The organism is Bradyrhizobium sp. LTSP849 (assembly GCF_000938255.1).
GTDB lineage: Bacteria > Pseudomonadota > Alphaproteobacteria > Rhizobiales > Xanthobacteraceae > Bradyrhizobium.
Window position 1 is genome coordinate 149,729 of record NZ_JYMR01000038.1, and the last position, 20,302, is coordinate 170,030.

The 20,302-nt window shown below is 64.5% G+C and carries 14 protein-coding genes; 10 read left to right on the top strand and 4 right to left on the bottom strand.

Translation table 11 applies throughout. From position 1 onward, the window contains the following. Positions 1-172 precede the first annotated feature (172 nt). From UB31_RS23240 to UB31_RS23250, 4 genes are all read left to right on the top strand, one after another. On the top strand, positions 173-1,213 hold the full coding sequence (locus tag UB31_RS23240; RefSeq protein ID WP_045012544.1) for an MBL fold metallo-hydrolase: 1,041 nt from the start codon (positions 173-175) through the stop codon (positions 1,211-1,213). A gap of 89 nt (positions 1,214-1,302) precedes the next feature. Next, on the top strand, positions 1,303-1,458 hold the full coding sequence (locus tag UB31_RS41620; protein ID WP_197087350.1) for a hypothetical protein: 156 nt from the start codon (positions 1,303-1,305) through the stop codon (positions 1,456-1,458). Positions 1,459-1,749: 291 nt separating this feature from the next. Continuing rightward, on the top strand, positions 1,750-2,958 hold the full coding sequence (locus UB31_RS23245) for an MFS transporter (protein WP_045012545.1): 1,209 nt from the start codon (positions 1,750-1,752) through the stop codon (positions 2,956-2,958). Positions 2,959-3,132: 174 nt separating this feature from the next. Then, the gene (locus tag UB31_RS23250; RefSeq protein ID WP_045012546.1) at positions 3,133-4,839 is read left to right on the top strand and encodes an N-acyl-D-amino-acid deacylase family protein; all 1,707 of its coding nucleotides are present in this window, start codon (positions 3,133-3,135) and stop codon (positions 4,837-4,839) included. A gap of 192 nt (positions 4,840-5,031) precedes the next feature. On the opposite strand, the gene UB31_RS23255 is transcribed toward UB31_RS23250, so the two are convergent. Then, on the bottom strand, positions 5,032-6,369 hold the full coding sequence (locus tag UB31_RS23255) for an MFS transporter (protein WP_045012547.1): 1,338 nt from the start codon (positions 6,367-6,369) through the stop codon (positions 5,032-5,034). Positions 6,370-6,514: 145 nt separating this feature from the next. Here UB31_RS23255 and UB31_RS23260 point away from each other — a divergent pair, with 145 nt between their 5' ends. Genes UB31_RS23260 through UB31_RS23275 form a run of 4 tightly spaced genes read left to right on the top strand, consistent with a single transcriptional unit; the run spans position 6,515 to position 11,070 of the window. Beyond that, positions 6,515-7,168: an ABC transporter ATP-binding protein gene (locus UB31_RS23260; RefSeq protein ID WP_045012548.1), complete on the top strand. Its 654-nt coding sequence runs from the start codon at positions 6,515-6,517 to the stop codon at positions 7,166-7,168. Continuing rightward, positions 7,165-9,627, top strand: a complete 2,463-nt coding sequence (locus UB31_RS23265) for an ABC transporter permease (protein WP_045012549.1) — start codon at positions 7,165-7,167, stop codon at positions 9,625-9,627. Before UB31_RS23260 ends, UB31_RS23265 begins: the two co-directional genes overlap by 4 nt. Beyond that, positions 9,617-10,699, top strand: coding sequence for a lipocalin-like domain-containing protein (locus UB31_RS23270; protein WP_045012550.1), 1,083 nt, complete (start codon positions 9,617-9,619; stop codon positions 10,697-10,699). The genes UB31_RS23265 and UB31_RS23270 overlap by 11 nt, the downstream gene beginning before the upstream one ends. Before the next feature lie 23 nt (positions 10,700-10,722). Further along, positions 10,723-11,070, top strand: coding sequence for an MAPEG family protein (locus UB31_RS23275; protein WP_045012551.1), 348 nt, complete (start codon positions 10,723-10,725; stop codon positions 11,068-11,070). A 221-nt stretch (positions 11,071-11,291) separates the two neighbouring features. Here UB31_RS23275 and UB31_RS23280 read toward each other — a convergent pair whose 3' ends face one another. The 3 genes from UB31_RS23280 to UB31_RS23290 all read right to left on the bottom strand — a co-directional run bounded on the left by UB31_RS23280 (position 11,292) and on the right by UB31_RS23290 (position 17,156). Continuing rightward, on the bottom strand, positions 11,292-12,482 hold the full coding sequence (locus UB31_RS23280) for an ABC transporter substrate-binding protein (RefSeq protein ID WP_045012552.1): 1,191 nt from the start codon (positions 12,480-12,482) through the stop codon (positions 11,292-11,294). A 283-nt stretch (positions 12,483-12,765) separates the two neighbouring features. Next, the gene (locus UB31_RS23285; RefSeq protein WP_045012553.1) at positions 12,766-15,942 is read right to left on the bottom strand and encodes an efflux RND transporter permease subunit; all 3,177 of its coding nucleotides are present in this window, start codon (positions 15,940-15,942) and stop codon (positions 12,766-12,768) included. After that, a complete protein-coding gene (locus UB31_RS23290; RefSeq protein WP_045012554.1) occupies positions 15,939-17,156 on the bottom strand; it encodes an efflux RND transporter periplasmic adaptor subunit in 1,218 nt (405 codons plus the stop codon). Before UB31_RS23290 ends, UB31_RS23285 begins: the two co-directional genes overlap by 4 nt. 296 nt (positions 17,157-17,452) lie before the next feature. Between UB31_RS23290 and UB31_RS23295 the strand changes: the two genes are divergently transcribed. Further along, positions 17,453-18,607 (top strand): iron-containing alcohol dehydrogenase, encoded by a 1,155-nt coding sequence (locus UB31_RS23295; protein ID WP_045012555.1) that lies wholly within the window; start codon positions 17,453-17,455, stop codon positions 18,605-18,607. Between the two features lie 18 nt (positions 18,608-18,625). Then, entirely contained in the window at positions 18,626-20,176 is a 1,551-nt protein-coding gene (locus UB31_RS23300) for an AMP-binding protein (protein ID WP_045012556.1), read from the top strand. Positions 20,177-20,302: the final 126 nt, after the last annotated feature.

Consider the following 20,302-nt stretch of genomic DNA (forward strand, 5'->3'; position numbering starts at 1 on the left):
CGAGGGGTACGGAGCGGCCGCGGCGTACTGGATTCCCCGCCTTCGCGGGGAATGACGGCGGTGGGCGCTGCAATAAAAATCTTCTAAATTTTCTCAGTTCAACAGTACATTACTTCTCTTTTTGGCCTACGGCGTAGTAGAATTTCGGAATCAGTTCACGCCGGGTTCTGCCATGATCTTCCGCCAGCTCTTCGACAGCGTTTCGGGCACCTACAGCTACGTCCTTGCCAGCCGCCCTGGCGGCGAGGCGCTGATCCTGGATCCCGTGCTGGAGAAGGTCGATCGCTATTGCCAATTGCTGCGCGAGCTCGACCTCAAGCTGGTCAAGGCGGTCGACACCCATCTGCATGCCGATCACGTCACCGGTCTCGGCGAGCTGCGCGATCGCACCCATTGCATGACCGTGATGGGCGACCAGACCAAGGCCGACGTGGTGGCCATGCGCGTTGCCGACGGCGACAAGGTGACGATCGAGGGCCTGTCGCTCGACGTGATGTACACGCCCGGCCACACCGACGATTCCTATTCCTATCTGATGGGCGATCGCGTCTTCACCGGCGACACGTTGTTGATCCGCGGCACCGGCCGTACCGATTTCCAGAACGGCTCGTCGCGCGCGCAATACGAATCGATCTTCAACCGGCTGCTCAAGCTGCCGGACGAGACGATGGTGTTCCCGGCGCATGACTACAAGGGCGACACCGTCTCCACCATCGGCGAGGAGAAGCGCTACAACCCGCGGCTCCAGGTGCGCTCGGTCGACGAATATATCGAGCTGATGGCCAATCTGAAGTTGCCCAATCCGAAGATGATGGACGTGGCGGTGCCGGCCAACATGCATGTCGGCCTGCATCAGGAGGAGCTGGAGAAGGAAGGCCGCGCGCTCAGCGCGGTCGAGGCGATCCGTTCGCTCGGCCGGCCGGACATGCTGCTGGTCGATCTGCGCGAGAGCAACGAGCGCGCCAAGCACGGCATGCTCGAAGGCGCGCTGCACACGCCCTATCCGAGCGTCGAGGAGAGCCTCAAGCCCGGCGGCATGCTGCGCGAGGTCGCGGCCGCCACCGGCCGCCGTGTCGTGTTCTTCTGTGCCTTCGGCGAGCGCTCGGCGATGGCGGTGGCTGCGGCCAAGATCGCTGGATTGTCCAATACCGCGCACATCGCCGGCGGCATCGATGCCTGGAAAAAGGCAGGCGGGCCGGTGGTGCACGGCTGACAGCCCTCGCCGCGGCCCTTGAGATAAGTCAGGAACCGCACATGTTTTGCGGGTAGGGTCGGATGCAGCAACACCATCCGGGATCAGCCATGGCCAAGACCGCCAAGCCGAGCGAGCCGCCCAAAAAGGCGGACGACAAGGCCAAGAATCCTCCGCTTCCGCGCGATACCGACGACGATGACGAAGATGGCGACATCGCAACGCCGAAGCGTGATCGGTATGGCGAGGATGATGAGCCGTTGTGAGGCGTCCGTCGTTTTGATCGTGCGCTCGCGCAGCACCTCCAACTGTCGTCCCGGCGAAGGCCAGGACCCATACCGCGTGATCCCTCGATTGTGATCGGTCGCAGTACCGAACGACCAACCTTCGCCAAACTACGCCCTGTGGTTATGGGTCCCGGCCTTCGCCGGGACGACAAGGGGATGACAAGGGGATAGAGCCCCCACCCGCGCTAGCTGCCATGCGCCTGCGTTCATGGACAAATAACCGCTGTCCCCGATAGTTTGCGCGCCTCCAGGGAGTGAAACGGAACTGCAATGGTCGACGTTCTCGCCGCACCGCAACAAGGCAAGGCGGACAGTGCGCTGCGCACGCTGACCGGCATTTCGATCGCGCATTGGGTCAGCCATTTCCATCTGCTGGTCCTGCCGATGCTGTTCCCGTTCTTGAAGAGCCAGCTTGGCGTCGGCTATGTCGAGCTTGGCTTCGCGCTGACCGTGTCTGCCGTCGTCTCCGGGCTGACTCAGGCGCCGACCGGCTATCTCGTCGATCATTTTGGCGCGCGCAGGATTTTGCTGGGCGGACTGACGCTCGGCGGGTTCGCGCTGATCCTGCTCGGCCTGCATCTGAGCTACGCTTCGCTGATCGCCTGCGCCGTGCTGCTCGGGCTCGCCAACAGCGTCTATCATCCTGCCGATTACGCGATCCTGGCCGAGCACATGGATGAGGCGCGGATGGGCCGCGCCTTCTCGATCCACACTTTTGCTGGCTATCTCGGCGGCGCGGTTGCGCCCGCAATCGTTGCTGCGCTGGTCATGGTGTCCGGCGGCGTCGGCGCGCTGATTGCGGCGGGCGCGATCGGCGTGCTGGTGGCACTGCTGCTGGTTACCATGAACATTCCCGATGCCGGCGCGCACAAGGGCAAGCCGGGCAACGCGAACGCGCCGAAGCAGGCCGTGATCACGCCGGCACTGATCACGCTGACCGCGCTGTTCATGCTGCTCAGCCTGTCGGTCGCCGGCATCAACAATTTCGGCGTGGTGGCGCTGATGAGCGGTTACGGCGCGACCTACTCCGCCGCGAACATCGCACTGACCGCGTTTCTTGCGTCGAGCGCCGCCGGTGTGCTTGCAGGCGGATTCCTTGCGGACCACACCGAGCGCCACGGCTATGTCGCCGCCGCCTGCTTTGCCGTAAACGCGGCGATCGTGCTGCTGATCGCGCTGGTCACGCTGCCCGGCTGGACCTTGACCGTGACGATGGCGACCGCGGGCTTCCTCTCCGGCGTAATCGCGCCGTCGCGCGACATGCTGGTGCGCAATGCGGCACCTCCGGGTGCTGCCGGCCGCGCCTTCGGCATCGTCTCCACCGGCTTCAATCTCGGCGGCATCGTCAGCCCGCTGCTGTTCGGCTGGATCATGGACCAGAGCGCGCCGCATTGGGTGTTCGGCGCGTCGGTGATCTTCATGGTGGCGACGGTGGTACTGTCGCCGTTCACGGAGCGGCGGGCGAAAGCGGCGTCGTAGTTACAAATTCAGTGTCGTCCCGGCGAAGGCCGGGACCCATACTCACGAAGGCAGCTGTGGCGCGAGCTGGTCATTGCCAGTTTTCGCCAAACTGAAAGTCGTGGTTATGGGTCCCGGCCTTCGCCGGGACGACAAAAGAAAACGTAAAACAACAACACCACGGGAAGAAACCACATGAGCACTCCTGATCTCGTGATCCGCGGCGGAACGATCGCGGATGGCCGCGGCGGCGAGCTGTTCGAGGCCGATGTCGCGATTACCGGCGGCAGGATCAGCGAGGTCGGCAAAGTCTCGGCCAAAGGCAAAGAAGAGATCGACGCGCGCGGAAAACTGGTGACGCCGGGCTTCGTCGACGTGCACACGCACTACGACGGCCAGGTCACCTGGAGCCAGGACATCACGCCGTCGTCGCAGAACGGCGTCACCACCGCGATCATGGGCAATTGCGGCGTCGGCTTCGCGCCATGCAAGCCCGTCGACCACGTCCGCCTGATCCAGCTGATGGAAGGCGTCGAGGATATCCCCGAGCCGGTGCTGAGCGCCGGCATTCCCTGGGCTTGGGAGAGCTTTCCCGACTACATGGATTGGCTGTCGAAGCGCGACTTCGACATCGATGTCGGGGCGCAACTGCCGCATGCGGCGCTGCGGGTCTATGTCATGGGCGAGCGCGGCGCGCGCCGCGATCCCTCGACGGCCGAGGACAACGCGGCGATGGCAAAGCTCGCGGGCGAGGCGGTGCGTTCCGGCGCGCTCGGCTTCTCGACCTCGCGCACGCTCAACCATCGCACCTCGACCGGCGATTTCACGCCGACACTGAAGGCCGGCGAGGACGAGCTCACCGCGATTGCCGGCGCAATGCACAGCCAGGGCCGCAGCGTGCTGCAATTCGTGCTTGATCTCTCGACCCTCCATGAAGACCTGCCGATGATGCTGCGGGTGGCGGACTCTACAAAGTGCCCGATCTCGTTCTCGATCACGCAGAACGACAAGGCGCCAAATCGCTGGCGCCAGACGCTGGACGAGATCAATGCGGCGGCGAGGCGCGGCCTCTCCATCACCGCGCAGATCGCGGCGCGCCCGGTCGGCCTGCTGCTTGGCCTGGAGCTGTCGCGCAATCCATTCCAGACCCATCCGAGCTACAGGAGAATCGCGCATCTGCCGCTGAAAGAACGGCTGGCGCGACTGCATCAGAGCGATTTGCGCAAGGCGATCCTGAGCGAGACGGCGACTTCGACCGACGATCCGCTGTTCTTCCGACCCAACTACGACAAGATGTTTTTGCTGGGCGATCCCCCGGATTACGAGCAGCCGCCGGAGAACGCGCTGGGGCCGCAGGCGCGCAAGCAGGGCCGGCAGCCGGAGGAGCTCGCCTATGAGGCGATGCTGTCGGACGAAGGCAAGGGCATGCTCTACGTGCCGTTCCTCAATTATGCCGACGGCAATCTCGATGCGACGCGCGAGATGCTGATCGATCCGCAATCGGTGCCGGGCCTCTCCGACGGCGGCGCGCATTGCGGCATCATCTGCGATGCGAGCTTCCCGACCTATCTGCTGACGCACTGGACCCGCGACCGCAAGCGCGGCGAGAAACTGTCGATCCCGTTCGTGGTCGCGGCGCAGTCGCGCAAGACCGCACTCTCGGTCGGACTTACTGATCGCGGGTTGATTGCTCCCGGCTACAAGGCCGATGTCAATGTGATCGATTATGACCGGCTGCATCTGCATCCGCCAAAGGTGCATTACGATCTGCCGGTCGGCGGGCGGCGGCTGTTGCAGGATGTCGACGGCTATGAGGCGACGATCGTGTCGGGCGTGGTGACGCGGCGGCATGGGGAGGCCACAGGGCAGCGGCCGGGGAAGTTAATTCGGGGCGCGCAGTAGCGCGTGAGGCGCGAAGGCGCCTCAACACATTCAGTGTCGTCCCGGCGAAGGCCGGGACCCATAACCACCAAAAGTGGTTTGGCGAAGATTCGTCGTTGGTACTGCTATCTTCCGCAATCGAAAGATCACGCGGTATGGGTCCCGGCCTTCGCCGGGACGACAGCACTTGTGTGGCAAGCAGCAACGCCCCCCTTACGTCGGCGAAACCACGCCCTTCAATTCCGGCGCCTGCGGAGCCGCACCGCGCGTCAGCCTGGCCTTCTCCGTGTTCGGCCATAGCAGCAACAGACCGAGCAAGCCCGAACCGACCATGATCACGGCGTTGATGGTGAAGCCGGTCATGTAGCCGTCGACCATGTTGCCGGAGCGCTGGATCACGGTGCCCATCACGTTCGGCGCGATGATGCCCGACAGCGTGTAGAGCGCGCCGTAGATCGCGAGGATCGCGCCGCGCTGCGAGGCCGGGGTGAATTCACCGAGCATCGGCGGGCAGACGACATAGATCGCGCCGCAGAGCCCGGGGCCGACCACGAGCATCACGATCTTCAGCCCTACGCCCGGGACGTACGGCATCGCCGCCAGGATCAGGCCGCCGATGATCAGCGGCACCGAGCCGAGCACGCCGCGGGAGATCCGGGTGGTGTAGCCGCGCGCCATCATCACCTGCGAGATCCAGCCGGTGAGGATGACGATGGTGGCGCCGAACACCCAGGGCAGGATCGAGATCCAGCCGGCGTCCGATTGCGAGAAGCCGAGCCCCTTGACGATGAAGGACGTGAACCAGGTGAGCCCGAGCGAGAGCGCCCAATAGGCGCCGAAGGTCGCGGCCACGCAGCCGAGGAAAGTGCGCGAGGTGAGAAGCTGAATGTAAGGAATTTTCGTCTCGGTGGCCGCGAGGACCCGGGTGTTCTCGAGCGGGCCTTCCTGGCCGAAGGTGAGCCACGCACAAACCCAGATCAGGCCGACCACGCCGAGCGCGCCGAAGGCATAGTGCCAGGAATGATTGACAATGATCCAGTTCAGCAAGGGCACGGCGAGGATGACGCCGAAGGCCGAGCCCTGCGACAGGATCGCGGTCGGCAGCGTGCGCTTCTCGTCGGGGAACCATTTGTAGACGGCGTGCATGGCCACGGAAGCCGCGGGACCTTCGCCGGCGCCAAGCACGATGCGGCAGATCAGCAGCGTGGTGAAGGAGACGGTGCCGACCATGGGAAACTGCGCCAGCGCCCAGATCACCGCGAGCGTCAGCAGCACCCAGCGCGTCGCCACCTTGTTGACGATGAAGCCGACCACGATGGCCGAGATCGAGAACAGGAAGAAGAACGACGAGCCGAGCAGGCCGAACTGCTCCGGCTCGAGCTTCAAATCGGTCATGATCGGAACGCCGGCGAGGCCGACGACGATCTTGTCGGCGAAGTTCACCAGCATAAACAGAAACAGGAGAAAGGTGACGGTCCACGCGCCCTTCGGCGTTCCCGCAGCTGTTCCCGTTGCCTTGCCTGCCGCTGTGGGCGTTCCCTGAGCGCTCATCGTTCTCCCCGTATGTCTTTTTGGCACTTTTATGATTTGGCCGTTGCTCAAGCTAACAACGGCTTGAACGGCAACGCAACCCCGGCATTTCCACATCAACTGTGCTACGCAGCATTTCCGTTAATTCCGTCCGGCGCCATTCATCGTGCTGAGCATCAGAAATCTCTCAAAGACCTTCGCCTCGGCCGGCGAGCCGGTCCATGTGCTGCGCTGTGTCGATCTCGACCTCAAGGCCGGCGAACGCGTCGCGCTGACCGGTGAATCCGGCAGCGGCAAGAGCACGCTGCTGCACCTGATCGCCGGGCTGGACGCCGCCGATGGCGGTACGATTCGGCTGGAGGACATCGAGGTCACCAAGCTGTCGGATGCAGGGCGCGCAGGCCTGCGGCGCGACCGGGTCGGCCTGGTTTTTCAGCAATACAATCTGATCCCCAGCCTGTCGGTCGCGGACAATCTCGTCTTCCAGGCACGGATAGCCGGCCGGCATGACACGGCCTGGACCAAGGAGCTGATCGAACGGCTCGGACTCGGTAGTCTGTTGAAGCGCTACCCTGAGCAGCTCTCCGGCGGCCAGCAGCAGCGCGTCGCGATCGGCCGGGCGCTGGCGATAAAGCCGTTGCTGCTGCTCGCGGACGAGCCGACCGGCAATCTCGACGAGGCCACCGCCGACGACGTGCTGGCGCTGACGCGCGACCTCGTCGCGCGCACGGGCTGCGGCTTTCTGATGGTGACGCACAGCCTGCATCTGGCCGGCACGCTCGACCGTCACGTCATCCTGCATGCGGGGCGAATCGCATGAGGCGCGCGCTGTGGATCCTCGCGGTGCTCTTGAGCCATTGGCGGCGGCACAAGATGCAGTTCGCGACGCTCTTGATCGGGTTGATCGCGGCGACCGCGCTGTGGAGCGGCGTGCAGGCGATCAACCAACAGGCCCGCAGCGCCTATGACCGCGCGGCGGCGACATTCGGCGGCATCCGCACGGCGATACTGGTCGCACCCAATGCAGCAACTTTCCCGCAGGATTTGTTCGTAAAACTCCGGCGCGCCGGCTGGCCGGTCTCGCCGGTGCTGGAGGGCCGCGTCCAGATCAACGGGCGTTCGGTGCGGCTGCTCGGCATCGAGCCGGTGACGCTGCCGACGGATGTCGGCAACGCGCCGCGCCTCGGTGCTGCGGATTTGACGAGCTTCGTTGCCGCGCCGGGCCAGACGCTGGTGGCGCGGGAGACGCTGAGTGATTTGCAGGAGCGGGAAGGCGCAACGCCCTCGATCAGCAGCGGCGCAAAACTGCCGCCGCTGCATGTGCAGTCGCAGCTCGTGCCCGAGGTGCTGGTGGTCGACATCGGTGTGGCACAGCGGTTGCTGAACAAATCGGATCAGGTCTCGCGACTGTTGATTGGCAAACCGAAGGGCAAGCCAGCGCCGCTTCAAAGCGTCGTCGGCGACGAATTGCAGCGGGTCGAGCCGAATGCGGAGACCGAGCTCGAACGCCTCACCGACAGTTTCCATCTCAACCTCACCGCCTTCGGCCTGCTGTCGTTCTTCGTCGGCCTCTTCATCGTCAATTCGGCCGTCGGCCTCGCCTTCGAGCAGCGACTGCCGATGCTGCGGACGTTGCGGGCCTGCGGCGCCTCGGCACGGCTGGTCAACACGGTGCTGGTGGTCGAGCTGGTGGCACTGGCGCTGGTCGCTGGCTTGATCGGACTCGTCTGCGGCTATTTCATCGCGGCCGCGCTGTTGCCCGATGTCGCGGCGTCGCTGCGCGGGCTCTACGGCGCGCAGATCCCGGGGCAGCTGACGCTACGGCCTGAGTGGTGGCTTGCCGGCATCGGCATCAGCGTTGCCGGCGCGATCGTGGCCGCGGCGACCAGCCTGATCAAGGCGATCCGGATGCCGGTGCTGGCGACCGCGCAGCCGCAGGCGTGGCAGCAGAGGCAGCGCCGCTGGCTGATCCTGCAAAGTCTGGCGGCCTGCGCCGTATTCGCAGTCGCGCTGCTGCTGCTTCATTACGGGCAATCGCTGATCGCGGGATTTGGCCTGCTGGCGGCGCTGATGCTGGGTGCCGCGCTGATCCTGCCAGCCTTCCTTGAGATCCTCCTGCTCGCCGGCCAGCGTTTTGCGCGTGCCCCGCTGGCGCTGTGGTTCTGGGCAGACAGCCGGCAGCAGCTCTCAGGACTCTCGCTAGCGCTGATGGCGCTGCTGCTTGCGCTTGCCGTCAATGTCGGCGTCTCCACCATGGTGGAGACGTTCAGCCGCACCTTTGTCGGCTGGCTCAACGGCCGGCTCGCGGCCGACGTCTACATCAGCGCCTCCGACAATGCGCAAGGTGTTGCGATCCGGAACTGGCTCAGGGATCGCAGCGACGTGCAAGCGATCCTCTCGGGCGGTCGCGCCGAGACGCAAGTTCTCGGACAGCCGGTGGAGTTGCTCGGCCTGCCCGATCACGCGCTCTATCGCGAGCGCTGGCCGCTGCTGGAGACCGCGCCGCGCGCCTGGACCCAGCTCGTGCCCGGCAATGCCGCCTTCATCAGCGAACAATTGAGCCGACGGCTGAATGTCCGCGTCCGCGACGTTATCGAAGTGCCGGCGCCGGGCGGGACTTGGGAGCTCGACATTGTCGGCATCTATGCCGATTACGGCAATCCAAAAGGGCAGCTCGCCGTGAATGTCGCGGCGCTGATCCGGCAATTTCCACAGACGCCGCAGACGCGGATCGGACTCATCGTCGCGCGCGACAAAATTCCGGGATTGATCGCATCCTTGCAGAAGCAATTTGCGCTCGACGACCGCAGCGTCGCCGACCAGGCGACGGTGAAGGCGGAATCGATCCGCATCTTCAACCGCACCTTTGCGGTGACCTCGGCGCTGAATGCCTTCACGCTCGGCGTCGCCGGCATCGCGTTGCTGACCAGCCTGTTAACGCTGGCGAACTCCCGCTTGCCGCAGCTCGCGCCGCTCTGGGCAATCGGCATCACGCGGCCGCGCCTCGCCGCGATCGAGTTGACCAAGACGTTGTCGGTTGCGCTGTTCACGTCGCTGCTGGCCGTGCCGCTCGGGCTCTTGGTGGCGTGGTGCCTGATCGCGATCGTGAACGTGAAGGCGTTCGGCTGGCGGCTGCCGTTCCATGTGTTTCCGCTGCAACTGGTCGAGCTGGTCGCAGTCGCGCTGTTCGCTTCGCTGCTTGCCGCGCTGCTGCCGGTCGCGCGACTGGCGCGAATGCAGCCGGCGACGCTCGTCAAGGTGTTTGCCAATGAGCGCTGACAAACTCTCGCGGCGCGCCTTTGCCGGCGGCATCGCCGCGCTCGCTCTCGCGCGCCGCGCGGGCGCGCAGGGCTATGCCGGCCTCGGCGAGAAGGCCGACGGCTTTGCGCAGGCGACGCCGGGAAAGACGTTCGATTTCCCCGCCGATCACGGGCCGCATCCGGAGTTTCGCATCGAATGGTGGTATCTCACCGCGAATCTCGTCGACAGCAGCGGCGCGGCGTGCGGGCTGCAATGGACGCTGTTCCGCCAGGCGGCGCAGCCGGGGCCGCAAGGCGAAGGCTGGGCCAATCAACAGATCTGGATGGCGCATGCCGCGGTGACGCGCGCCGACACCCACCGCTTCAACGAACTGTTTTCACGCGGCGGCATCGGACAGGCTGGCGTCGAAGCAAAGCCGTTTGCGGCCTGGATCGACGATTGGGAAATGAAAGGAACTGACCGCACCGACGATCGCACCTTGTCGCCGGTGACGTTGAAAGCATCCGGTACCGACTTCAGCTACGCGCTGACGCTGGAGGCCGATCGTCCGGTCGTATTGCAAGGCGATGGCGGCTTCAGCCGCAAGTCGGAGCGCGGGCAAGCGTCGTACTATTACAGCCAGCCGTTTTTTCGTGCGCGCGGCACGCTCACCATCGACGACAAATCCGTCGACGTGTCTGGCCCGGCCTGGATGGACCGGGAATGGAGCAGCCAACCGCTCGATTCCGACCAGACCGGTTGGGATTGGTTGTCGCTGCATCTCGCCGCCGGCGACAAGCTGATGCTGTACCGGCTGCGGCAGAAGGACGGGAGGGATTATCCGTTCGGCAACTGGATTTTCGCCGACGGCCGCACGCAGATGATTGCGGCCAATGATATCCAGATGACACCGAAGGCAACGGCAGAGGTCGCCGGACGCAAGCTGCCGGTGGAATGGCAGATCGCAATCCCGTCACGGCCATTCTCCATTCTCTGCAAGCCGCTCAATCCAAAGGCCTGGATGGGGACCGGCTTCTCCTATTGGGAAGGCCCGATCAGCTTTGCCGGCACGCATGACGGTGTTGGCTATCTCGAGCTGACCGGCTATTGAACCGCAGCCTCAAAGGATTTGCCATGTATCACCTCACCGCTCTCGTCACGCTGCTGGCGATCCTGTTTTTCTTCTTCACCTGCATGAACGTCTCACGGTCGCGCGGCAAGACGGGCATCAAGGTGCCGGCGATGTCGGGCCACCCTGATTTCGAGCGCGCCTTTCGCATCCAGATGAACACGCTCGAATGGATGCCGATCTTCCTGCCGTCGCTCTGGCTGTTCGCGGTCTATATCAGCGACGCCGTCGCGGCCGGAATCGGCGCGATCTGGATCATCGGCCGCATCGTTTATTTCATCGGCTATTCGCAGGCGGCAGCGAAGCGCGGCCCCGGCTTCGCGATCCAGGGCATCGCTGCGATTGCGCTGTAGGCGGGGGCGTTGGGTGCGGTGGTGTTGCGGTTGGTGTGAAGCCGGACTGCGGCCACACACTCCGCCGTCGTCCCGGCGAAGGCCGGGACCCATAACCACAGGATGTGGTTTGACGAAGACTTGGAGTTATCAGCTCGCCCTAAAACCACTCCCTGTGGTTATGGATCCCGGCCTTCGCCGGGACGACATCGGAGTTGTGGCTCTAGCGTTGCCTCTTCCCGCTACTTCGTCAGCGGGCAACCGCTGTCCTTGGCAGTGGCGAACGCCTGGTCGCCGGGGACCATCGCGAGCTGCTTGTAATAGTCCCACGGCTTCTTCGACTCCGAGGGCTTCTTGACCTCGAACAGATACATGTCGTGGACCATGCGGCCGTTCTCGAGCACCTTGCCCTTGGCGAAGGCGTCATCGACCGGCAACTCCTTCAGCTTCTTGGCGACGGCGTCGCTGTCCTTGGTGCCGGCGGCCTTCACCGCCTTCAGATAGCTCAGTGTCGCCGAATAAGTGCCGGCATGGATCATGCTCGGCATCCGGCCGGTGCGCTTGAAGAAGCGCTCGGAGAACGCACGCGTGGTGTCGTCATGATCCCAATAGAAGCCTTCGGTGAGAACGAGGCCTTGCGCCGCCTGCAAACCAAGACCGTTGACTTCGGCGAGCGTCATCAGCAGGCCGGCGAGCTTCTGCCCGCCCTGGACGATGCCGAATTCAGCCGCCTGCTTGATCGAATTGGTTGTGTCCTGGCCGGCATTGGCGAGGCCGACGATCTTCGCTTTCGAGCTCTGTGCCTGGAGCAGGAAGGAGGAGAAGTCGGACGAGTTGAGGGGAACGCGGACCGAGCCCAACACCTTGCCGCCATTGGTGGTGACGATCTCGCTGGTGTCTTTCTCCAGCGCATAGCCGAAGGCGTAGTCGGCGGTGAGGAAGAACCAGCTGTCGCCGCCGGCCTTGGTCAACGCGCCGCCGGTACCGACCGCGAGCGCATGGGTGTCGAAGGCCCAGTGGAAGCCGTAGGGTGAGCACGCAGCACCGGTGATGCTCGACGTGGCCGCACCGACCACGATGTCGATCTTCTTCTTTTCCTTCGACAGGTCCTGCACGGCGAGCGCCACCGACGACGTCGTCAGCTCGGTGATCATGTCGACATTGTCGGCGTCATACCAGCGCCGCGCGATGGAGGTGGCAAGATCCGGCTTGTTCTGGTGATCGGCGGTGATCATCTCGACTTTCTGGCCGAGCACTTCGCCGCCAAAATCCTCGATCGCCATCTTGGCGGCTTCGACCGAATACTTTCCGCCGTAGTCAGCATAGACGCCGGATTGGTCATTGAGGATGCCGATCTTGACGCCCTGCGCGCCAGCCGGCGCGGCCAGCAACAACGCCGACGTTGCGACAGCGGCCAAAAGTGCTGATTTCATCTGTTAGCTCCCAGCAGTTTTCTGTTTTGAAATCGCGCGGATAGTAGTGAAGAACGCCGCGCCTGCCCATCGATTTTGCGTAGATCGTTAGTATGGAGTGTGCGCGCTACATTCTCCGCTGTCGTCCCGGCGAAGGCCGGGACCCATAACCACAGGGAGTGGTTGTCGCACGAAGCTGGTCACCACGGGTCTTCGCCAAACTCGATCCTGTGGTTATGGGTCCCGGCCTTCGCCGGGACGACACTGTGAGTGTGGAAATGCCGCCGGCAACGAACGGCACCAATCAAGCCGCAGCCTCCGGCTCCGACTTCGGCTTCCCCTCGTTCCGCCCCTCGGCCAGGTTCCGTACCACCACATAGAAGATCGGTGTGAACAGCAGGCCGAACAAAGTGACGCCGATCATGCCGAAGAACACGGCGACGCCCACGGCTTGCCGCATCTCCGAGCCGGAGCCGGACGAGATCACCAGCGGCAGCACGCCGAGGATGAACGCGAACGACGTCATCAGGATCGGTCGCAGGCGCAGGCGGCAGGCGTCGATGACGGCCTCGAGGCGCGGCTTGCCTTCCTTCTCGATGTCGCGCGCGAACTCGACGATCAGGATCGCGTTCTTCGCCGCCAGCCCCACTAGCACGACGAAGCCGATCTGCGTCAGGATGTTGACGTCCTGGCCCATGATGCGCACCCCGATGGTGGCAGCGAGCAAACACATCGGCACGATCAGGATCACCGCGAACGGCAGGGTCCAGCTGCCATATTGCGCGGCGAGCACGAGATAGACGAACAGCACGCAGATCGGGAACACGAGCAGACCGGCATTGCCGCCGGTGACCTGCTGATAAGAGAGGTCCGTCCACTCGAAGGTGAAGCCGCTCGGCAAGGTGTCGTCGGCGAGCTTCTTGATGGTGTTGAGCGCGGTGGTCGAGCTGGTGCCCGGCGCCGGCTCGCCTTGCAGCTCGGACGCCGCATAGAGATTGTAGCGCGCGACGCGGTCGGGGCCGGAGACGTCCTTGAATTCGACCACGCTGCCGAGCATCACCATGTCGCCGGAGGCGTTGCGCGTGCGCAACCGCGAGAGATCGCTTGGCTCTTTTCGGAACGGGAAATCGGCTTGCGCGGTGACGTGGTAGGTGCGGCCGAACAGATTGAAGTCGTTGACATAGGTCGATCCGAAATAGGTCTGGATCGTGTCGTTGATGTTGGCGATGGGCACGCCAAGCTTCTGCGCCTTGGTGCGGTCGATGTCGACGAAGAGCTGCGGCGTATTGGCCGAGAATGGCGAGAACACCGTGGGACCGAGCAGCGAGGGCGATTTGCGCGCCGCGGCGACAAGCTCGTCGGTGGCCGCGGCGAGCAGCTCCGGCCCGCGGCCCTGGCGGTCCTGGATGCGGATAGTGAAGCCGCCGCCGGTGCCGATGCCGGGCACGGCCGGCGGCGGAATGACGATGATGAAGGCGCCCTGGATCGCGGCAAGACGCTTGCGCAACTCGGCGGTGATGGCGTTGGCAGACAGCCCCTTCTTCAGACGCACCTCGGGTTCGTCGAACACCGGAAACAACGCCGCCGCGTTGCCAGCCTGCGTGCGGGTGGCGCCGGAGAACCCGGCGAAGGCGGCGACACGGACGATGCCTGGCGTATCCAGCGAGATCCGTTCGATCTCGCGCACGACTTCGGTGGTGCGCGCCAGCGATGCCGCACCGGGCAGCTGCACGGAGATGATGACGTAGCCACGATCCTGCGCCGGGATGAAGCCCTGCGGCGTGGTTCCGATCAGCCAGCCGGCGCTGCCGATCAGCACGACATAGATCAGGATCATCACCACCGAGTGCCGGATCACAAAATTGGCGACACCGGCATAGCCATGCGCCAGCCGATCGAACGCACGGTTGAAGACGCCGGTGAAGGCGCCCCAGCCGCGCGCGATGAGATTCCAGCTTGCCGGCGGTCGCTTCTCCCCATGCGGCACCAGGATCTGCGAGGCCAAAGCCGGCGACAGCGTCAGCGAGCAGAAGCAGGAGAGCGCGGTCGCAACCGCGATGGTGACGGCGAATTGCTGGAAAAATTGCCCGGAAATACCCCCTATGAACGCCGTCGGCACGAACACCGCGCACAGCACCAGCGCGATCGAGACCAGCGCGCCGCCGACCTCCTCCATCGTCTTCAATGCTGCGTCGCGCCGACTCAAGCCGTGCTCGAGATGGCGCTCGACATTCTCGACCACGACGATGGCATCGTCGACCACGATGCCGACGGCGAGCACGAGGCCGAACAGCGTGAGATTGTTGATGGAGAAACCGAGCGCCGCCATCACCGCGAAGGTGCCGACCAGCGAGACCGGGATAGCGATGATCGGGATGATCGCGGGCCGCCACCCCTGCAGGAACACCAGCACCACGATGACCACGAGCAGCATGGCCTCGTAGATGGTCTTGATCAGCTCATGGACGGATTGCGCGATGAACTCGGTCGGGTTGTAGCCGATATTGTAGTCGAGGCCCTTCGGGAAGCTCGCCTTGAGATTGACCATCGTATCGGAGATGTTCTTGGCGGTCGCGAGCGCGTTCGATCCCGGCCGCTGCGTCACCAGCATCGCGACCGCGGATTTGCGCAACAGGAAACTGTTGGTGGAGTAGGCCAGCGCGCCGAGCTCGATGCGGGCGACGTCGCGCAGGCGCACCGTACGGCCGTCGGAGCCGGCCTTGATCAGGATGTCCTCGAACTGCTTCTGGTCCTTCAAGCGCCCGGTGAAAACGAGATTTGGCTGGAAGGCGCGATCCGCGATCGGCGGTTCGGCGATCTGACCGCCCGCGATCTGCACGTTCTGCGCCCGGATCGCCGCCAGCACTTCAGTCGAGGTCAGGCCTAGATTGGCGATCCGGTCAGGATCGAGCCACAGCCGCATCGAATAGTCGCGTGCGCCAAAGATCTGGATGTCGCCGACGCCGTCGATCCGCAGCAGCTGGTCGCGGACCTGGAGCAGCGCGTAGTTGGAGATGTAGAGCTGGTCGAAGGTGTCGTCGGGCGACAGCATGAACACGACCATCAGGATGTCGGGCGAGTTCTTGCGGGTGACGACGCCGTTACGCTGCACCTCGTCCGGCAGCTGCGGCTGCGCGATCGCGACGCGGTTCTGCACCAGCACCTGGGCCTTGTCGAGGTCGGTGCCGAGCTTGAAGGTGACGGTGATGGTGAGCTGGCCGTTCGAGGTCGCCTGGCTGTAGAGATACAGCATGTCCTCGACGCCGTTGATCTGCTGCTCGATGGGAGCAGCGACCGTGTCGGACACGGTTTGCGCGGAGGCGCCGGGATATTGCGTCGTGACGACGACGGTCGGCGGCACCACTTGCGGATATTCGGAGACCGGCAGCGTGGTGTAGGCGAGCGCGCCGACAATCAGCAGCACGATCGACAGCACCATCGCCAAAATGGGCTGGTTGATGGAAAGACGGCCCAGATTCATGACTTGTCACCAGGCTTGCCACCGGCCGGTGCTTGCGCGGGAGACGGGGCAACCTTGGCGCCGACGCGGGCACGCTGGATGCCGTTGACGATGACGCGATCCTCCGCCTTCAATCCTTCGCGGATCACGCGCAGGCCCTCATCCAGGGGACCGAGCACCACGGGACGCGCCTCGACCGTGTCGTCCGGCTTGACCACGAACACGATCTTGCGGGACTGGTCGGTCGCGACTGCAACGTCCGGAATCAGCAGGGCGTCATAGGGCGCGCTGCCGATCAGGCGGACGCGGCCGAACTGGCCGGGCAGGATCGAGAGATCGGTGTTCTTGATCACGGCGCGGCTGCGCAGCGTGCCGGTCGAGACATCGAGACGATTGTCGAGAAAGTTGATGCCGCCGTCATGCGACGGCTTGGTCTCGCCGGCCAGCGTCACCTGCACCGGGTTCGCTGTGTCGCGCGAGCTCGGGCGCTTACCCTCGAACCAGAGCTTGCTGTACTTGATGAACGTCGCCTCATCCAAATCGAAATAGACGTAGATCGGGTCGAGCGTCACGATCGAGGTCAGCAACGTCGACGAGCCATTGTCGCTGCCCTGCACAAGGTTGCCGGGGCTGACGAGATGGCGGCTGACGCGGCCCGTGATCGGCGCGGTCACATGGGTGAACTCGATGTTGAGCCTGGCGGCTTTCAGCGCACCTTCGGCCTGCGTCTCCGCGGCGTGCGCTGCCTGCAACGCCTGGCGGCGCTGATCGACGACCTGCTCGGAGACCGCGCTGGTCTGGACCAGGTTCAGGCCGCGATCGAGCTCGCGCTTGGCGAGCTCCACCTTGGCGCGCGCGTCGGAGAGCTGGCCATCCGCCTGCTCGGCCACCGCCTCGAACGGACGCGGGTCGATCACATAGAGTAGATCTCCGGCGCGAACGATCGCGCCGTCCTGGAACTCGACGGAGTTGACGTAGCCGCCGACGCGGGGGCGCACCTGTACCTCCTCCAACGCCTCGAATCGGCCGGTGAACTCATCCCAATCGGTGACGGTGCGCTTGACCGGCTGGGCGACGGTCACCGGCGGCACCGGCGGGGCCGCCGCCTGCGAGGTCGGCTGCCCACAGCCGGCAAGGGCGAATGCCGCGGCAAGAAGCCCGGCGATGAGGCGAGGCCGCGGCTGAACGAAACCGTGCGTTTTGACAAATTGCTCGTTTCCGCCCGATCCGCTCATCCCAAGTCCTCGCATCAAAGCCGCAGAAACAGCAGGGTACGCGCCTACCCGCGGGGGACACAAGATGGGTCACCATGATGAAATCTTCAAGACGAGGACGCACGCAACGCTCGGGAGAGTGCCCTAGCCGGGTGACGGGTTGACAATGAATGAGGCGGCGCTGCGAGTGCGCTTTCCCCCGCCTATGGCGGGGAGGGAGAAGCAAGAAGCCCCCAGCGTCTTCGCACATGACGGATGCCGGCCACTCGGCTAGATTACCCCCACAAAAACAAGGCGAATTGTCCGGGAGGACAGGCGTGCATCAGGGACGTGTCGTTTATGGCGCGATCGAGGAGGTTGTGTTCGGCCATCCTGCGGCCGAGGCCGTTGTCGCGCAGATGGACCGGCTGGGGACACGCCACGCCTTCCTGATGGTGTCCGGCACGCTGAACCGGCAGACCGACGAAATCGCAAAAATCAGAGAGGCGCTCGGCGCGCGCTGCGCGGGCCTGTTCGATGCCATGCCGGCACACACGCCGCGCGAGGCGGTGATCGCGGCGACCAATGCGGCACGCGAGGCGGGTGCCGATCTGATCGTCACGGTGGGCGGCGGCTCGATCACCGACGGCGCCAAGGCGGTGCAGCTCTGCCTTGCCAACGGCATCGATGATATCGACGGCATCGAACGCATCCGCGTGCACAAGGGCGTTGCCCCCGAGATGACCGCGCCGACCGTGCGCCAGATCAGCGTGCCGACCACGATCGCCGGCGGCGAGTTCAGTTCGATCGCGGGCGTGACCGACCGCAGCACGCATGTGAAGCAGATGCTGCGGCATCCGCTGACCGTGCCGCGCGCGACCATCCTCGATCCCGCCATCACCCTGCACACGCCGGAATGGCTATTTCTCTCGACTGGTATCCGCGCACTGGACCATTGCGTCGAGGCGATCTGCTCGCGCGAGACTCACCCTTACGCCGACGCGCAATCGGTGAAGGGGCTCGCCATGCTCGCCGATTCGCTGCCGCGCGTGAAAGCCGACCCTGCCGACCTCGACGCGCGGATGGATGCGCAGATCGGCACCTGGCTGTCGATGGGCGCGCTCGCGGCCGGCGTACCGATGGGCGCGAGCCACGGTATCGGCTATGTGCTGGGCGCGGCCTTCGACGTGCCGCACGGCTACACCTCCTGCATCATGCTGCCGGCGGTGATGCGCTGGAATGCACGCGACAATGCCGAGCGCCAGATGATCGTCGCCGCCGCGATGGGCTTTCCCGGCCACAACGCCGCCGACGTGCTCGATGCCTTCATCCGCTCGCTCGGCATGCCGCGCAGCCTCGCCGATGTCCGCGTCTCGCCCGAGCATTTCGACGCCATCGCCGAGCAGGCCATGCGTACGCCCTGGGTGCCGCGCAACCCACGCAAGATCGACGGTCCCGCGCAGGTGCGCGAAATCCTGCTTCTCGCCGCATAATCCAGAGCCGGAGGACTGATGTACCCAGGTCAGCATGCCCGTCTACGCCCGCTGCAACCCGCCTTCATCATGGCTGCGACCGGCGAGACCGTCACCTATCGCGAGCTCGATGCGCGCAGCAACCGGCTGGCGCATCTGTTTCGCAAGCACGGCTTGAAGCGGCTCGACCATTATTCGATCTTCATGGAGAACAATTCCCGCTATCTCGAAGCCTGCGGCGCCGGCGAGCGGTCCGGACTGTACTACACCTGCATCAATTCCTACCTCACCGCGGGCGAACTCGCCTATCTCCTCGTCAACAGCCAGTCGAAAATCCTGATTACGTCGGTGGCGAAGCTCGATATCGCGCGCGAGGCGATCACGGCTTGCCCCGACGTCAAGCTCTGCATCGTCGCTGACGGCCCGGGCGAGAGCGATCGCATCATTGGGCTTGCGGATGTGACCGCCGATCTGCCGAAGACACCGATTGCGGACGAGTGGCTCGGCACCTCGATGCTGTATTCGTCGGGCACGACGGGTCGTCCCAAGGGCATTATTCGGCCGCTTCCGGAGGAGCCGCCAAAGCACAATCTGGCGCTGTTCGACTTCCTCACAAAGCTCTGGCACTACCGCGAAGGCATGGTCTATCTGTCGCCAGCCCCGCTCTACCACTCCGCGCCGCAAGCCGCTGTGAACCTTACGATCCGCATGGGCGGTACCGCGATCATCATGGAGAATTTCGATCCCGAGCGTTACCTCCAGCTCGTCGGGCAATGGGGCATCACCCACACCCAGCTCGTGCCGACGATGTTCTCGCGGATGCTGAAGCTTCCGGAGGAGATACGCCACCGCTACGATTTGTCCTCGCTCGAGATCGCGATCCATGCCGCAGCCCCCTGCCCTGCGCTGGTCAAGGACGACATCATCAAATGGTGGGGACCGATCATCCACGAATATTACGGCGCGACCGAAGGCCTCGGCTTCACCGCCTGCAACAGCGAGGAATGGCTCGCGCATCGCGGCACCGTCGGCAAGGTGCTGCTCGGCGACCTCCATATTCTCGATGAGGACATGAGGCCGTGCCCGACCGGCACGCCGGGCCAGGTGTGGTTCAAGACGGGATCGCCATTCGAATATTTCAACGACCCGGAGAAGACCAAGGAGGCGCGCTCGGCCGACGGCAGCATGAGCACCGTCGGCGATGTCGGCTATGTCGACGAGGACCGCTTCCTCTATCTCACCGATCGCGCGACCTTCATGATCATCTCCGGCGGCGTGAACATCTATCCGCAGGAATGCGAGAATTTGCTGATCACCCACCCGAAGGTTGCGGATGCGGCGGTGTTCGGCGTGCCCAATCCCGATCTCGGCGAAGAAGTGAAGGCGGTGGTGCAGCCGATGCCCGGCGTGGCGCCGGGGCCTACGCTCGCCGAAGAGCTGATCGCCTTCTGCAGCGCCTCGCTGTCGCGGCAAAAGGTGCCGCGCTCGGTGGATTTCGAAAAGGAATTGCCAAGGCTGCCGACGGGAAAGCTGTACAAGCGGCTGCTGCGGGACCGGTATTGGGGGAATAAGACGTCGCGGATTGTGTGAGGGGTTGGCAAACTCGCGCCCCACACTTGCAATACCGAACGGCTTTCTTCGCCAAACTCCTCCCTGGGGTTATGGGTCCCGGCCTTCGCCGGGACGACGGTGGAGCTTGAGGCCACTCCCCTGCGG